This window comes from Aquabacter cavernae (assembly GCF_003993795.1).
Classification (GTDB): Bacteria; Pseudomonadota; Alphaproteobacteria; order Rhizobiales; family Xanthobacteraceae; genus Aquabacter; species Aquabacter cavernae.
In genome coordinates, this window is record NZ_RWKV01000004.1 from 209,093 (window position 1) to 225,059 (window position 15,967).

The window sequence follows — 15,967 nt, forward strand, 5'->3', positions numbered from 1 at the left end:
TAAAACTCCGTGAAACCGGCGCGAATCTCGCCGCCTCGGCGGGGGCCGCGTGCTTCGCAGATGCCGCATGGGCTTTCGCCGACGCACAAATCCCTTCTAAAGTAGTAGGGACAATCTGGGGTGGATGGCCATGTCGAGTGCAGTCTGGGCGGTGATTGGCGAGGCGACAGAGGAATCCAGCGAGAAGGACCGGCCCCTGCGCGACGACATCCGCCGCCTCGGCCGCCTTTTGGGCGACACCGTCCGCGCCCAGGAGGGCGAGCCCGTTTACCATCTGGTGGAAATCATCCGCCGCACCTCCATCCGCTTCCATCGCGATGCCGACGAGGGCGCGCGCCAGGAGCTGGAGACCATCCTCGCCACCCTCTCGCCCGAGGTGGCCGTGCAGATCGTGCGGGCCTTCAGCTATTTCTCGCACCTCGCCAACATCGCCGAGGACGTGCACCACACCCGCCGCAACAGGGCGCACGAGATTGCCGGGTCCGCACCGCGCCCGGGAACGGTGGCCAACGCCTTCGCGCGGGCGGCGGGCGCGAGCCTCTCGGCGCCGGAGTTGCGGGACTTCTTCGCCGACACGCTCATCAGCCCCGTCCTCACCGCCCATCCCACCGAGGTACGGCGCAAGAGCACGCTGAACCGGGAAATGCAGATCGCCCGCATCCTCGACCAGGCGGAGCGCGTGACCGCCACGCCCCGCGAGGCGGCGGCCCAGGAAGAGGAGCTGCGCCAAGCCGTCCTTAATCTCTGGCAGACGGCACTGCTACGCCGGATCAAGCTCACCGTCATGGACGAGGTGACCAACGGCCTGTCCTATTACGACTACACCTTCCTCGAAGAGCTGCCCCGCCTGTTCTGCGACATCGAGGACCATCTGGACGCGCTGGACGGCGGCAAGGGGCCCGAAGTGCCTTCCTTCCTGCGCATCGGCTCCTGGATCGGCGGGGACCGGGACGGCAATCCCTTCGTCACCGCGCAGGTGCTGCGCGAGACCGTGACCATGCACCGGGAGCGCATCATGCGCTTCCATCTGGAGCAGCTCGAAACCCTGGCGGCGGAATTGTCGCTGTCCGGGCGCCTCGTGACGGTTTCCGAGGAGATGCGGGCGCTCATGGCCCTCTCCCCGGACCAGGACATGAGCCGCCGGGACGAGCCCTATCGCCTCGCTCTGTCGGTGGTGCGCGCGCGGCTGGAGGGTGCCGCCGCGGTGTTGGAAGGGCGCACGCCGCACGCCGCCGCCCCGGGCCTGGAGCCCTATGGCACGGCGGCGGATTTCCGCGCGGACCTCGACATCATCTCCCGCTCGCTGGCCGAGAACGGCTCGCGCATCCTGGCGCGCGGGCGCCTGCGCACCCTGCGCCGCGCCGCCGACGGCTTCGGCTTCCATCTCGCCGCGCTGGACCTGCGCCAGAATTCCGATGTGCATGAGCGCACCGTGGCCGAGCTTCTGGAAGCGGTGACCCCCGGCACCGGCTATGAGGGGCTGGACGAGGAAGCCCGCATCGCGCTGCTGGCGGGCGAACTGGCCAATGCCCGCCCGCTCTCCTCGCCCTTCCTCGATTATTGCGAGGAAACGCAGGGGGAAATGGCCATCCTGCGGGAGGCGGCCATCGCCCATGCGGCGCTGGGCGAGGCGGTGATCCCCAATTGCATCATCTCCAAGACCGAGGGCGTCTCGGACATGCTGGAGGCCGCCCTCCTGCTGAAGGAAGTGGGCCTCGTGCGGGCCGATGGCACCAGCACCATCAATGTGGTGCCCCTGTTCGAGACCATCGGCGACCTGCGGGCCTGCGCCGAGGTGATGGACCGCCTGTTCGGCCTGCCCGCCTATCGCGCGCTGGTGGCGAGCCGGGGCGACGTGCAGGAAGTGATGCTGGGCTATTCCGACAGCAACAAGGATGGCGGCTTCGTCACCTCGGGCTGGGAATTGTACAAGGCCGAGACCGACCTCATCGAGGTGTTCAAGCGCCATGGGGTGAAGCTGCGCCTGTTTCACGGGCGCGGCGGCTCCGTGGGGCGCGGCGGCGGGCCGAGCTATGACGCCATCCTCGCCCAGCCCGTGGGCGCGGTGAACGGCCAGATCCGCCTCACCGAGCAGGGCGAGATCATCGCCTCCAAATATTCCAACCCGGAAGTCGGCCGCCGCAACCTGGAGATCATGGTGGCGGCGACCCTGGAAGCGACGCTGCTCCAGTCGAGCGAGGCCGCCCCGCCCGCGCCCTTCCTGGAGACCATGGAGAAATTGTCGCAGTCGGCCTTCGAGGCCTATCGGGGCCTGGTCTACGAGACGCCGGGCTTCGAGGATTATTTCTGGGCGTCCACGGTGATTTCCGAGATCGCCACGCTGAATATCGGCTCGCGGCCGGCCTCGCGGAAGAAGACCCGCGCCATCACGGCGCTCCGGGCCATTCCCTGGGTCTTCTCCTGGGCCCAGTGCCGCCTGATGCTGCCCGCCTGGTACGGCTTCGGCACCGCCGTGGACGCCTTCCTCGCCGACAATCCCGGCGGCATGGCGCAGCTGCGGGCCATGTATCGGGACTGGCCGTTCTTCCGCACCCAGCTCTCCAGCATGGACATGGTGCTCTCCAAGAGCTCCATCGCCGTCGCCTCGCGCTATGCGGCGCTGGTGGAGGACGCCGAACTGCGGGCGCGCATCTTTTCGCGCATCACGGCGGAATACGAGACCACGGTGCGCCGCCTGCTGGAGATCATGGGCCAGTCGCGCCTGCTGGAGGGCAATCCCCTGCTGCACCGCTCCATCCGCAACCGCTTCCCCTATCTCGATCCGCTGAACCATGTGCAGATCGAGCTGCTGAAGGCCCATCGCCGGATTCAGGCGGACGAAACCAGCGGCGGAGACGCCAGCGACAAGGTTTTGCACGGCATCCAGCTCACCATCAACGGCATCTCGGCGGGCCTTCGCAACAGTGGGTAGGCGAGGCGCGCCTTGCCTCGCCCCGCGCGATCTTTTATGACGCCCTCTCAACGGCCCCGGTCCAAACCGGGGCTTTGCTGTGTTTGCGCGGCGTGCCTCCTGGGCGCCCGGCAATTCGGAGGACCCCGCCGTGGCCAATGTGGTCGTGGTCGGCTCTCAATGGGGCGACGAAGGCAAGGGTAAGATCGTCGATTGGCTCTCCGAGCAGGCCGACGTGGTGGTGCGCTTCCAGGGCGGGCACAATGCCGGCCATACCCTGGTGGTGAACGGCGTCACCTATAAATTGTCCCTGCTGCCCTCGGGCGTGGTGCGCCCCGGCAAGCTCTCGGTCATCGGCAACGGTGTCGTGCTCGATCCCCAGGCGCTGGTGGACGAGCTGGCGCGCCTCGCCAAGCAGGGCGTGGTGGTCGGTCCCGACCGCCTGCGCATCGCCGAGAACACACCCCTCATCCTGCCCGTGCACCGGGAACTGGACGCGCTGCGCGAGAATGCGGCGAGCCCGGAGACCCGCATCGGCACCACGCGCCGGGGCATCGGCCCCGCTTATGAGGACAAGGTCGGCCGCCGCGCCATCCGCCTCGTGGACCTCGTGGACCCCTCCACGCTCCCCGCCAAGGTGGAGCGCCTGCTGACCCATCACAACCTGCTGCGGCGCGGCCTCGGCGTGCCGGAAGTGGATCCGGCCACGCTGATCGCCGAACTGACCGCGCTCGCCCCCCAGGTCCTGCCCTTCATGGACCGGGTGTGGGAGCTGCTGGACCAGGCGCGCCGCGCCGGCAAGCGCATCCTCTTCGAGGGCGCCCAGGGTTCGCTGCTGGATATCGACCACGGCACCTATCCCTATGTGACCTCGTCCAACACGGTGGCCTCCTCGGCGGCCAGCGGCTCCGGCGTCGGCCCGTCCGCGCTCGATTACGTGCTGGGCATCACCAAGGCCTACACCACCCGCGTGGGCGAAGGCCCCTTCCCCACCGAGCTGACCGACGAAGTGGGCCGGGCGCTGGGCGAGCGCGGGCGCGAGTTCGGCGTGGTGACGGGCCGTCCGCGCCGCTGCGGCTGGTTCGACGCGGTTCTGGTGCGCCAGACCGTGCGCACCTGCGGCATCACCGGCATCGCGCTGACCAAGCTGGACGTGCTGGACGGCTTCGACGAGATCAAGGTGTGCGTCGGCTACAAGCTGGACGGCCGCGTGATCGACCACCTGCCCAGCGAGGGCGGCGCGCAGACCCGGCTGGAGCCGGTCTACGAGACCATTCCGGGCTGGCGGGAATCCACCGCCGGTGCCCGCTCCTGGGCCGATCTTCCGGCCGGCGCCGTCAAGTATGTGCGCTGGGTGGAAGAGCTGATCGGCTGCCCGGTGGCGGTGCTCTCCACCAGCCCCGAACGGGACGACACCATTCTCGTCCATAACCCGTTCGAGCATTAACCTAGGTTTTTCCTCTCCGGGGCATCCTCACCGCTCATGGCCGATTATTATCCGCTCCTGGTCCGCGCGATTTCCGGTCTCTCCCAGAATACAGGGGAGAGCCGCAAGTCGGTGTATGACCGCGCGCGGGGTGCCCTCCTGAAGCAATTGCGCAGCGTCGAGCCCCCGCTTCCCGAGGGCGAGATCCTGCGCGAGCGGCAGGCGCTGGAAGAGGCCATCCGGCGGGTGGAGGCGGACCAGGTTCCCGACCCCGCCCCCGCAGAGACCGAAGACGAGCCCGCAGCGGCGGAGGCCCCGCCTTCGCCTCCCGCCGCTCCCCTGCCCACATCCGCGCCGCTCCCCGAGATGCCGCGTGCACCGGCGGGCCGGCCCGATCCCCTGGTGGCCGCGAAAGCCATCGCGGACAAGGCGCTCGCGGACAAGCCCGCCGCCGACACCGCCCCGGCGGATAAGACCGTGGCGGCAAGCCCGGCCGTGGAGACGCCCGCCGCCGCGTCCGAGACGGCGGGCGACGACGACGTGCCGCTGGACGAATCCACCATCACGCGGCCGACCCTCGCGCGGGGCCGCGTGGCGGAGAAGCAGGATCGCCACGAGCGGCCCCGCCTTCCCGCCGAAAAGGATGCGGGCGGAAAGCCGCGCTGGCAGCGCACCGTGCTCATGGTGGGCCTCATCGGCATCCTCATCGCGGGTGGCGCCTATGCGGTGGTGAACCGCGAGACCCTGTTCGGGGCCACCGAGCGGCCCGTCGCGGCGGCCCCCGCCGCGCCCGCGCCGGAAGCCGCGCGGCAGGACCAGCCCAAGAGCGCAGACCGGGTCACCCAGTCCGGCGCTGCGCCCGCGCAGCGGCCGAATGCTCCGGCTCCGCGCCAGGGCATGACCGCCCAGCGCGCCTATCTGTTCGAGGAAGCCGCGGGCGGAAGCCAGGGTCTCCAGACCTATGAAGGCACGGTGACCTGGAAGACCGAGACCTTCAATGCCGGTCCCGGCCTGCCCCCGGACGTGGGCATCCGCGCCGACGTGCAGATTCCCGGCCGCCTCGGCACCACCTTCACCCTGCGCCGCAATGCGGACGCGGCGCTTCCGGCCTCGCACACCATCGAGCTGAGCTTCACCCTGCCGCCGGATTTCGCCTATGGCGGCATCTCCAACGTGCCCGGCATCCGCATGAAGCAGACCGAGAGCGCGCAGGGCGCACCGCTGGCGGGCCTGTCGGTGCGGGTGAACCCCACTTATTTCCTCGTGGGCCTCTCGGCCGTGCCCGTGGACAAGGACCGCAACCTGCAGCTCCTGCAGAGCCGTCCCTGGATCGACATCCCCATCGTCTACACCAACAACAAGCGGGCGATCCTGGCCTTCGAGAAGGGTCCGGCGGGCGACCAGGCATTCCAGGATGCCTTCACGGCCTGGGGCGAATTCATTCCCCAGGTGCCCCCGCCCATGTCCCCGGTCCCCGCGCCCTCCGCCAACTGATCGGTTCGGCCCTGTGAGACGGGGCCGATGCGGCCCATCCTCTCCCACCCCAGTGACGATTCCGACCGGCCATATCGCAGCCGGCCGCGCCCCTTTCGCACGCGGGTGGGAAGGCGGCTCGCTCCAGGGCCTGTCGACATTCAAGTGGCCGGGACGTTTCCTTCAAAAACTCAGCGTCATGGCCGGGCTTGTCCCGGCCATCCACGGGGCTCGGCCGGGTACACACTCGACCCAGAGGCATGGATGCCCGGGACAAGCCCGGGCATGACGGCCCTAAGAGGCCGGAATCCATCCATCGGTCTGAATGGCGATCAGTCCTATCCCGGTGACTTCCGCAGGGCCTTCAGCGCATAGAGCGCGTCCAGCGCGGCGCGGGGGGTCATCTCGTCGGGCTGGAGATCATCCAGGGCCGTGCCGATGCGGTCGTCCGCCGGGGACGCCTCCATGGGCGTGGGCGCGCGGCGCAGAGCCGCGAACAAGGGCAGGTCGTCCACCAGCTTCTGGACCGGCGAGGCCCGCTCGGCCGCTTCCAGCTCCGCCAGAACCGCCTTGGCGCGGGTGATGACCGCCGGGGGCAGCCCCGCGAGCCGCGCCACCTGGATGCCGTAGGAGCGATCCGCCGCGCCCAGCACCACTTCGTGGAGGAACACCACGTCGCCCTGCCATTCCGTCACTTTCACGGTGGCGTTGGTGAGCCGCGCGCAACGCTGGGAGAGCGCCGTCAGCTCATGGAAATGGGTGGCGAACAGCGCCCGGCAGCGATTGACCTCGTGCAAATGCTCCAGGCTCGCCCAGGCGATGGACATGCCGTCGAACGTGGCCGTGCCGCGCCCGATCTCGTCCAGGATCACCAGGGAGCGCGGCGTCGCCTGGTTCAGGATGGCGGCGGTCTCCACCATCTCCACCATGAAGGTGGAGCGGCCACGCGCCAGATCATCAGCCGCGCCCACGCGGGAGAAAAGGCGGTCCACCACGCCCACCCGCGCCGCGCGGGCGGGCACGAAGCACCCCGCCTGGGCGAGGACCGCGATGAGCGCATTCTGGCGCAAGAAGGTGGACTTACCGGCCATGTTGGGGCCGGTGAGCAGCCAGACGCGCCCGCCCTCCGCGCCCTCGGGGGCGGAGAGGTCGCAATCATTGGCGACGAAGGGGTCCTTGGCGCGGGCCAGCGCCTGCTCCACCACGGGATGGCGCCCGCCCTCCACCGCGAAATCCAGCCCCTCGGTCATGTGCGGGCGCACATGGCGCTCGTCCACGGCGAGGCGCGCGAGGCCCGCATGCACGTCCAGTTCCGCCAATGCCTCGGCGGCGGCGCGGATGGGCTCCGCGCTCGCCACCACCTCGCCCGCCAGCCGCTCGAACAAAGCCTGCTCGATGGCGAGCGCCCGCTCACCCGCCGAGGCGATGCGGCTTTCCAGGTCCGCCAGTTCCTGGCTGGTGAAGCGCACCGCGCCGGCCAGCGTCTGGCGATGGGTGAAGGTGGCGAGATGGGGCGGCTCGCGCAGCCGCTCGCCATGCTGGGCGGTCACCTCGACGAAATAACCCAGCACCCCATTGTGCCGGATCTTGAGGGACTTGATGTCCGTCTCCTCGCAATAGCGGCGCTCCAGCGCCGCCACCACGCGGCGGCTCTCGTCGCGCAAAGCGCGGGTGGCGTCCAGGTCCGGATCGAAGCCCGGACGAATGAAGCCGCCGTCCCGGCGCAGATGGGGCGGCTCTTCCACGAGGGCGGAGAGGAGTTCGCCCGCAAGGCGCGGGTCGGGCGCGGCCAGCGCGCGGGCGCAGGCGGCGAGGCGCTCCGGGGCGTCGGGCGGGAAATCCGCGGCCAGCGCAGCGCCCTCCTCCAGCCCCTGGCCGATGGCCAGCAGGTCACGCGGCGAGCCGCGCCCCAGCGACAGGCGGGACAGAGCGCGGGCAAGGTCCGGCGCACCGGAAAGACGGCGGCGGATCGTCGAGGTGCGCTCCGGGTCTTCCGTCAACGCCGCCACCGCATCGTGCCGGGCGCGGATGGCGGCAAGGTCGGTGAGCGGCTCGGAGAGGCGCCGGGCCAGGAGGCGGGCGCCGGCGGCGGTGATGGTGCGGTCCACGCTGGCCAGAAGCGAGCCGCGCCGGTCGCCGGAGGTGGTGCGCACCAGTTCGAGATTCGCGCGGGTGCCCGCATCGATGAGCATGGCACCGCCCTCGGCCTCGCGGCTGGGCGGGGCGAGCGCCGGGCGGGCGCCGAGCTGGGTGCGCTCCACATAGGCGACGATGGCGGCAGCCGCGATCAGTTCCGCCCGCGCGAAGCTGCCGAAGGCGTCGAGCGTGGCCACGCGGAAGAACTGGGCGAGCCGCTGCTCCGCGCCCGCACCCTCGAAACCCTGGCGCGGTAACGGCGTGACGGCGGGCAGCGACTGCCAGATCTCCCGGAGGTCCGGGTCGTCATACACAGCGTCGGAGAGCAGCACTTCGGCGGGATCGATGCGGGCGAGGTCCGCCGCCAGCGTCTCCTGGCTGGAGGACGCGACCCGGAAGCTGCCGGTGGAGACATCCGCGAAGGCAAGGCCATAGGCGTGGCTGTCTTCGCCGGCACGCACGCGGGCCACCGCCAGAAGGACGTTCTCCCGCTTGGCGTCCAGCAGCGCATCCTCGGTGAGGGTGCCGGGCGTGACGAGGCGGGTGACGTCGCGGCGCACCACCGCCTTGGCGCCGCGCTTGCGGGCCTCGGCGGGGTCCTCCAATTGCTCGCACACCGCCACCCGGAAGCCGAGGGCGATGAGCTTGTGGAGATATTCCTCGGCGCGCGAGATGGGCACGCCGCACATGGGGATGTCCTCGCCCAGATGCTTGCCGCGCTTGGTCAGCACGATGCCCAGCGCCTGGGACGCCTTCTCCGCATCCTCGAAGAACAGCTCGTAGAAATCGCCCATGCGATAGAAGAGCAGGCAGTCGGGATTGGCCGCCTTGATCTCCACGAACTGGGCCATGACCGGCGTGACGTGACCCGCCGCGCGGGCCTCCTCGCGGGTGGCGTCGGGCGAGGTCTGGTGTTCGGCGACGTCCTGTGGAGCGTCTTGGGGAAGTGCGGCCATGGCGGCACGCTAGTGGCGCGCGCCGCGCGTGGGAAGCGAGCGGGCCGCGCCGTCCACGATCTTGCGAACGGCAAAAGGCGGCTCGCCGGGACGAACCGCCTTTTGCATCATTCCGCAGGATCAGAAGGGGCCGCGCCGGGCGCCCCCTCCCGTCATTCACATGATCTGCCGCAGCAGCACATAGAGGCCCGCCGAGAGCGCGATGGCCGCCGGAAGGGTCAGGATCCAGGCCATGGCGAGGTTGCGCACCGTGGACATCTGGAGGCCGGACTTGTTGGCCGCCATGGTGCCAGCCACGCCCGAGGAGAGGACATGGGTGGTGGAAACCGGCAGGCCGAACTCGTCGGCCGCCATGATGGTGCCCATGGCCACCAGCTCCGCCGCGCCGCCCTGGGCATAGGTGAGATGGGTCTTGCCGATCTTCTCGCCCACCGTGACCACGATGCGCTTCCAGCCCACCATGGTGCCGAGGCCGAGCGCGATGGCCACCGCCACCTTCACCCAGAGCGGGATGAACTTCGTCGCCGCATCCAGCGAGCGCTTGAGGGCGAGGAGGTTCTCCTTGGTCTCCGGCTCGAAGGCGGGGTCGCCCGTCTTCAGCATGATGCGGATGGTCTCGGAGGCCAGATACATGTCGTTGCGCATGTTGGGCACCGCCGCCGCCGGCACCTGCGCGAGGGTGGAGGTGGTGGCCACCATGGCCCCCATCTCCCGCGCCACCTGGGCGAGCGCGGGCACCGTCTCGGGCGTCACCTGGTGGTCGCGCACATAATCGGTGAGCAGGGCGCGCGCATTGACGGACGCCGCGCTCTGGATGTCGTCCACCGGCGTGGTGTCCGCCAGGGGCGTCTTGGTAAGCGAGGCGGCGGTGGCCAGCGTCAGGGCGCGGAACTGGGCCACGTCCTCCGGCGCCACGGCGCGGTTCAGCGCATAGGCGGTGGGCACGATGCCGATGAGGATGAGCATGATGAGGCCCATGCCCTTCTGCCCGTCATTGGAACCGTGGGCGAAGGACACGCCGGTGCAGGTGAGCACCAGAAGGCCGCGGATCCACCACGGCGGGGCCTTGTTGGCCTTCGGCTCGCGATAGAGGGCGGGATTCTTGATGAGCGCCTTCATGGAGAGCAGCAGCAGCCCGGCGGCGAAGAAGCCGACCACGGGAGACAGCAGCAGCGAATAGCCCACATTGGCCGCCTGCCCCCAGTCCACGCCCGAAGTGCCGCTCTGGCCCTGGATGATCTGGTTGGCGATGCCCACGCCGATGATGGAGCCGATGAGCGTGTGGGAGGAGGAGGCCGGCAGGCCCAGATACCAGGTGCCGAGATTCCAGATGATGGCCGCGATGAGCAGCGCGAACACCATGGCCATGCCCGCGCCCGAACCCACGTTCAGGATCAGTTCCACGGGCAGCAGCGAGATGATGCCGAAGGCCACCGCGCCGGAGGAGACCAGCACGCCAAGGAAGTTCCAGAAGCCGGACCAGACCACGGCGAAATGGGCGGGCAGCGAATTGGTATAGATGACCGTGGCCACCGCGTTGGCGGTGTCGTGGAAGCCGTTCACGAACTCGAAGGCGAGCGCGATGAGCAGCGCCAGGAGCAGCATGATGAAGGGCAGCATGGCGAGGCTGCTGATGCCCGCCGCCTGCATGTCGCCCCAGATGGACCACACCACATAGCCCAGGCCGCCCACGAGGACGGCGAAGAAGGCGAACACCTCCAGCGTGCCGTTCTTGCGGTCCAGCGAGGCGCCGGGCGCCTCCTTCTTGTGCTTGTGCGCGTGCCCGCCCGCCGGACTTGCCGCTCCCGACATCCCTACCCCCTTGCCGCTGTAGCGGTGCGTTGGATGCGCCAGGAGCGTGACGGCCGAATGACGAGGGCGGGAGGGGACGGCGTCTCGGGGGAGGAGGGAGGAGGGAGGGGGAGGCGGGGGGCAAAGCGGGGGTGCCGTGCCCCAATGTTCCCTCAACGAGACCGCTGAAAAGCGATCATCCGGCCGCCTTCAAGCGCGCCCTGCCCCCCTCTCCCGCTTGCGGGGGAGGGCTGGGGAGGGGGAAAAGCTCAACAGTTCGAAACGCCACACCGCCGCTCTGCTTGAAGGCCCCCTCCCTACCCCTCCCCCGCAAGCGGGAGAGGGAATCTGCGGTGCACCTAGACAGAGGAACGGAGCCGCGAATGGCCTTCGTACCTCAGTGGAATGGTCGCCCTCTCTCGTGCGGAAAACGAACAGGACTGCGAGGAAGAACGCCCCTCAGTCCAACCCCAGCCGCCGGCAAAGGTCGTCGAGCTGGTCGAGGTCGGAATAGCGGATGCGCACCTCCCCCTTCTCGCCCTTGGACTGGAGCACCACGCCGAGGCCCAGCAGGTCCGACAGGCGCTTCTCAAGGGCGCGGGTGTCGGCATCCTTTTCGGGCGCGGCGGGGCGCGTGAGGGCGGCCTTGGTCTTGGCCAGCGCCTCCACGTCGCGCACGGTCAGGCCCTTTTCCAGGATCTGCCGGGCGAGCCGCTCGGGATCGTCATGGGCGAGCAGCGCCCGCGCCGCGCCCGCCGAGATGCGCCCGTCGGCCAGATAGGCCTTCACCGTATCCGGCAGCTTCATGAGGCGCAGCGTGTTGGCGATGTGCGGGCGGCTCTTGCCGATGACGCGGGCAAGGTCCGACTGGGAATAGGAGAACTGGGCCATGAGGGCCTCGTAGCCCTGGGCCTCTTCCAGCGCGTTGAGGTCCGCGCGCTGGACGTTCTCGATGATGGCGATCTCCATGGCTTCCCGCTCGGAGAGCTGGAGCACCACCACCGGCACCTCATGGAGCCCGGCCCGCTGGGCCGCGCGCCAGCGCCGCTCGCCCGCCACGATCTCATAGGCGTTCGGCCCCGTGGAACGCACCACGATGGGCTGGATGATGCCCTTCTCGCGGATCGAGGCGGCCAGTTCCTCCAGCCCCTCCTCCTTGAAGGTGCGGCGGGGATTGCGGGGGCTGGGGCGCACATGCTCGATGGGCACGCCGGCGCCTGCCCGGCCCTTCTGGCTGGGCGCGGGGCGCGCATCCTCCGCGCCCATCTCCCCCATCAGCGCCGCGAGCCCGCGCCCGAGCCGCGACCGGCCTTCCTCCGCCATGATCAAACGTCCTTATGTCCTGTCGGCCTGTTTGCTGCCCGCGCTTTATCCAACTGCCTCACGCCGCCACGGCCCGCGCCGCGCGTTCGCGCTGGATCACTTCCGAGGCGAGGCGCAGATAAGCCTGCGAGCCCGCGCATTTCAGGTCATAGAGCAGCACCGGCTTGCCATAGGACGGCGCCTCGGAGACCCGCACATTGCGGGGGATCACGGTCTCGTAGACCTTGTCGCCCATGAAGGCGCGCACATCCGCCATCACCTGGTCGGACAGGTTGTTGCGGGCATCGTACATGGTCAGCACGATACCGTGGATGGTGAGGTCCGGGTTCAGCGCCCCGCGCACCTGCTCCACCGTCTTGAGAAGCTGGGAAAGCCCTTCCAGGGCGAAGAACTCGCACTGAAGCGGCACCAGGATGGCATGGGCCGCCGCCATGGCGTTAACCGTAATGAGCGAAAGCGAGGGCGGGCAGTCCACCAGCACATAGGTGAAGCGCGGCGCCTGCGGGTCCCCCGCCAAAGCGCGCAGGGCATTGCGCAGGCGGAAGGAGCGGTCGCGCTCGCCGGAAATCTCCAGCTCCAGCCCCGACAGGTCCAGGCTGGAGGGCGCCACATAAAGGCCGGGCACGTCGCTCGGCTGCACCGCCTCCAGCATGGTGGCGTCGCCATAGAGCACGTCATAGGTGGTGATCTTGCGCCGGGGCCGGTCGATGCCGAGCCCGGTGGAGGCGTTGCCCTGGGGGTCCAGGTCCACCACCAACACGGTTTCGCCGATAGCGGCGAGCGCCGTGCCGAGATTGATGGCGGTGGTGGTCTTGCCCACCCCGCCCTTCTGGTTGGCCAGCGCCAGGATGCGCGGCGCGCCCGCGCCGGCCAGCGGGGCGGTGAAGCTGTGTTCGGTCATGTGCCGCAGTTCCGCATTGGCTGCCGTGCCTTCGCCCTCATGGGTCTCAGGACGCGGGAGAGGATGCCGCAGGGTTCGCCCGCCGCACCAGCAGGATCCGGGCGTCGGGATCGCTGCGGCTCGGGCGAAGTTCGGCGTCGAGTGTCCAGCCTTTGCGGGCGGCGGTCAATTCGCCCTCCGCATCCTTTCCCTTGGGAAATATCCCCAGCGCCCCTGCGGCGAGGAAGGGCGCGGCCAGCTCCAGCAGCTTGGGGAGCGGCGCCAGCGCGCGGGCGGAGACCACGTCCGTTCCCGCCGCCAGAGCGGGCGCCGCCTGCTCTATGCGTTGAGGATGCACGCGAACCGGCAACGCGGCCTTGCGCGCCGACTCCCGGAGGAAAGCGGCCTTGCGGGTGTCGCTCTCCACCAGATGCACCTCGCTCCCCGCCCGCTCCGCCAGCACGGCTGCGACCACAAGGCCGGGAAATCCACCGCCGGACCCCAGATCCACCCAGTGGAGAGGGGTTTGGGGAACATGGTCGAGAAGTTGGAGCGAATCGTCGATGTGGCGGGTCCAGGCATGGGGGAGGCTCGCCGGGGCGACGAGGTTTATCGTTTTCTGCCAATGCATTAGCAGATCAACGATGAGATCGAGGCGGGCCATGGTTTCACGTGAAACACGCCGCTCAACCCCGTTACGGCCCTGGGAATTACCGCTCATCCGCCCTTTGCTCCGCCAAATTACCGGCTGCTCGGTAATCATCCCCACTATTCACACCATGCTCGCGGCGCTCGCGAGGGTCACACCGCCGCGCGTTCCGCCCGTCCCCGGCGCCGGGCATGGGTGACGAGGAGCGCCAAGGCGGCGGGGGTCATCCCCTCCATGCGGCCCGCCTGCCCCACCGTGCGGGGGCGGACCCGCTCCAGCCGTGCCTTCAGCTCGTTGGAGAGGCCCGGCAGGTCGCCATAGGCGAGGTCCGCGGGCAGGGCCAGATCCTCGTCCCGGCGCAGGGTGGCGATATCCGCCGCCTGCCGGTCGAGATAGACGGCATATTTGGCGTCGATCTCCAGCTGCTCGGAGATAGCCGGCAAAAGATCCGCGAAGTCCGGCCAGATGCGGGAGATGACGGCCATGTCGATCTCCGGATAGGCCAGCAGGTCGAAGGCGGTGCGGCGCTGGCCGTCGCGATTGAGCTGGAGGCCATGGGCGGCGGCGGCATTGGGGGTGAGGCTCACTGCCCGCGCCCGCTCCCGCGCGGCGTCCAAGGCGGCAGCCTTCTGCGCGAAGGCCCGCGCGCGCTCCGTCCCCACGAGGCCCAAGGAGAGGCCGAGCGGCGTGAGGCGCTGGTCCGCGTTGTCGGCGCGCAGCGTCAGGCGATATTCCGCCCGCGAGGTGAACATGCGGTAGGGCTCGGTGACGCCGCGCGTCACCAGATCGTCCACCATCACGCCCAGATAGCCCTGGGCCCGGTCGATGACGATGCCGTCCCCACCCTGCCCCTCCCCGCCCCCGGCGCGGCGGGCCGCATTGAGCCCAGCCAGCAGCCCTTGCGCGGCGGCCTCCTCATAGCCCGTGGTGCCGTTGATCTGCCCGGCGAGGAACAGGCCCGGCGCGCGCTTCACCTCCAGGGTGGGCGCCAGCTCGCGCGGGTCCACATGGTCATATTCGATGGCATAGCCCGGCCGGACCATGGCCACCTTCTCAAGGCCGGGAATGGTGGCGAGCACGGCGCGCTGCACATCCTCCGGCAGGGAGGTGGAAATGCCGTTGGGATAAATGGTGGGGTCGTCCAGCCCCTCCGGCTCCAGGAAGATCTGGTGCCCTTCCCGGTCGCCGAACCGCACCACTTTGTCCTCGATGGACGGGCAATAGCGCGGGCCGCTGCTCTCGATGCGCCCGGAATACATGGCCGAGCGGGAGAGGTTGGCGCGGATCACATCATGGGTGGCGGTGGTGGTACGGGTGATGCCGCATTCCACCTGGGGATTGGGCAGGCGGGTGGTGAGGGTGGAAAAGGCTTCGGGCACCTCGTCGCCCGGCTGCATCTCCAGGCTCGCCCAGTCGATGGTGCGCCCGTCGAGGCGCGGCGGGGTGCCGGTCTTCAGGCGCCCCAGCGCGAGGCCGAGCCGCGCCAGCGCGCCGGAAAGGCCGAGCGAGGGCTTCTCGCCGATGCGCCCGGCGGGGATCTGCACCTCGCCCATATGGATGAGGCCATTGAGGAAGGTGCCGGTGGTGAGCACCACGGCGCCGCAGGTGAAGGACCGTCCGTCCGCCAGGACAAGGCCGGTCACGCAGCCCCCCTGCACCAGAAGGTCGGCCGCCTCCCCTTCCACGATGGTGAGGTTCGCCTGCGCGGCGAGCGCGTCCTGCATGGCGCGGGCATAGAGCTTGCGGTCCGCCTGCGCGCGCGGCCCGCGCACGGCGGGGCCCTTGCGGCGGTTGAGCAGGCGGAACTGGATGCCGCCCGCATCGGCCACCCGGCCCATGAGCCCGTCCAGCGCATCCACCTCGCGCACCAGATGGCCCTTGCCGAGACCGCCAATGGCCGGATTGCAGGACATGGCGCCGAGCGTCGCCGCGCTCATGGTGACCAGCGCCGTGCGTGCGCCGAGGCGCGCCGCGGCGGCCGCCGCTTCGCAGCCCGCATGGCCGCCGCCCACCACCATCACGTCGAATGTCTGGCCCATCTGTGTCGCCTGGCCCATGCCGGCCTCCTCCGGCGCTGCGCGCCGCCATTCGCGTCCTGCGCGGGGTATCTCTGTTCGACTTCTGGAAAACGCGACTTTCGCGGCGGCGTCAAGGCAAGGCGGTGGGAGGCGGGGTGTTTCACGTGAAACGGAAGAGGTGAGGGGCGTTGAGCGGGACGGCTTGGTGCCATTGAGGAGTGGGCGTGCGGTGGAGGCCGTCACGCATGAGCCCCTTTCGTCGCCGGCACGCAATCCCCTCCTCCTCGACCTGCGCCATTCCCCTTCCGTCGCTCTGCATCCTTCCCCCTCCCCATCCCTCCCCCGCAAGCGGGAGAGGGAGTGTGCCGCGCGTGTGGGTTACGCGGAGCCCAAACCGACTCACG

9 protein-coding genes are annotated in these 15,967 nt (G+C 69.6%); 3 read left to right on the plus strand and 6 right to left on the minus strand.

The window, feature by feature from the left end; translation table 11 throughout:
• Positions 1 to 130 precede the first annotated feature (130 nt).
• From ppc to EJJ38_RS04185, 3 genes are all read left to right on the plus strand, one after another.
• Complete coding sequence (gene ppc, locus EJJ38_RS04175; protein ID WP_127088856.1) at positions 131 to 2,932, plus strand: phosphoenolpyruvate carboxylase; 2,802 nt, start codon at positions 131 to 133, stop codon at positions 2,930 to 2,932.
• A 130-nt stretch (positions 2,933 to 3,062) separates the two neighbouring features.
• Entirely contained in the window at positions 3,063 to 4,358 is a 1,296-nt protein-coding gene (locus tag EJJ38_RS04180) for an adenylosuccinate synthase (protein WP_127088857.1), read from the plus strand.
• 36 nt (positions 4,359 to 4,394) lie between these two features.
• Positions 4,395 to 5,831 (plus strand): hypothetical protein, encoded by a 1,437-nt coding sequence (locus tag EJJ38_RS04185; protein ID WP_127088858.1) that lies wholly within the window; start codon positions 4,395 to 4,397, stop codon positions 5,829 to 5,831.
• Between the two features lie 317 nt (positions 5,832 to 6,148).
• Here the strand turns inward: EJJ38_RS04185 and mutS are convergent, their stop codons facing one another.
• From mutS to mnmG, 6 genes are all read right to left on the minus strand, one after another.
• Positions 6,149 to 8,902 (minus strand): DNA mismatch repair protein MutS, encoded by a 2,754-nt coding sequence (mutS, locus tag EJJ38_RS04190; protein WP_127088859.1) that lies wholly within the window; start codon positions 8,900 to 8,902, stop codon positions 6,149 to 6,151.
• A 156-nt stretch (positions 8,903 to 9,058) separates the two neighbouring features.
• Positions 9,059 to 10,714, minus strand: coding sequence for an inorganic phosphate transporter (locus EJJ38_RS04195; protein ID WP_127088860.1), 1,656 nt, complete (start codon positions 10,712 to 10,714; stop codon positions 9,059 to 9,061).
• Positions 10,715 to 11,152: 438 nt separating this feature from the next.
• Positions 11,153 to 12,016 (minus strand): ParB/RepB/Spo0J family partition protein, encoded by an 864-nt coding sequence (locus EJJ38_RS04200; protein ID WP_127088861.1) that lies wholly within the window; start codon positions 12,014 to 12,016, stop codon positions 11,153 to 11,155.
• A 58-nt stretch (positions 12,017 to 12,074) separates the two neighbouring features.
• Positions 12,075 to 12,917, minus strand: a complete 843-nt coding sequence (locus tag EJJ38_RS04205; protein WP_127088862.1) for a ParA family protein — start codon at positions 12,915 to 12,917, stop codon at positions 12,075 to 12,077.
• A 46-nt stretch (positions 12,918 to 12,963) separates the two neighbouring features.
• Complete coding sequence (gene rsmG, locus EJJ38_RS04210) at positions 12,964 to 13,659, minus strand: 16S rRNA (guanine(527)-N(7))-methyltransferase RsmG (protein ID WP_420836865.1); 696 nt, start codon at positions 13,657 to 13,659, stop codon at positions 12,964 to 12,966.
• A 38-nt stretch (positions 13,660 to 13,697) separates the two neighbouring features.
• Positions 13,698 to 15,584 carry a tRNA uridine-5-carboxymethylaminomethyl(34) synthesis enzyme MnmG gene (gene mnmG / locus EJJ38_RS04215; protein WP_127088895.1) on the minus strand — a complete coding sequence of 629 codons (1,887 nt, stop codon included), beginning with the start codon at positions 15,582 to 15,584 and terminating at the stop codon, positions 13,698 to 13,700.
• Between the last annotated feature and the right edge of the window lie 383 nt (positions 15,585 to 15,967).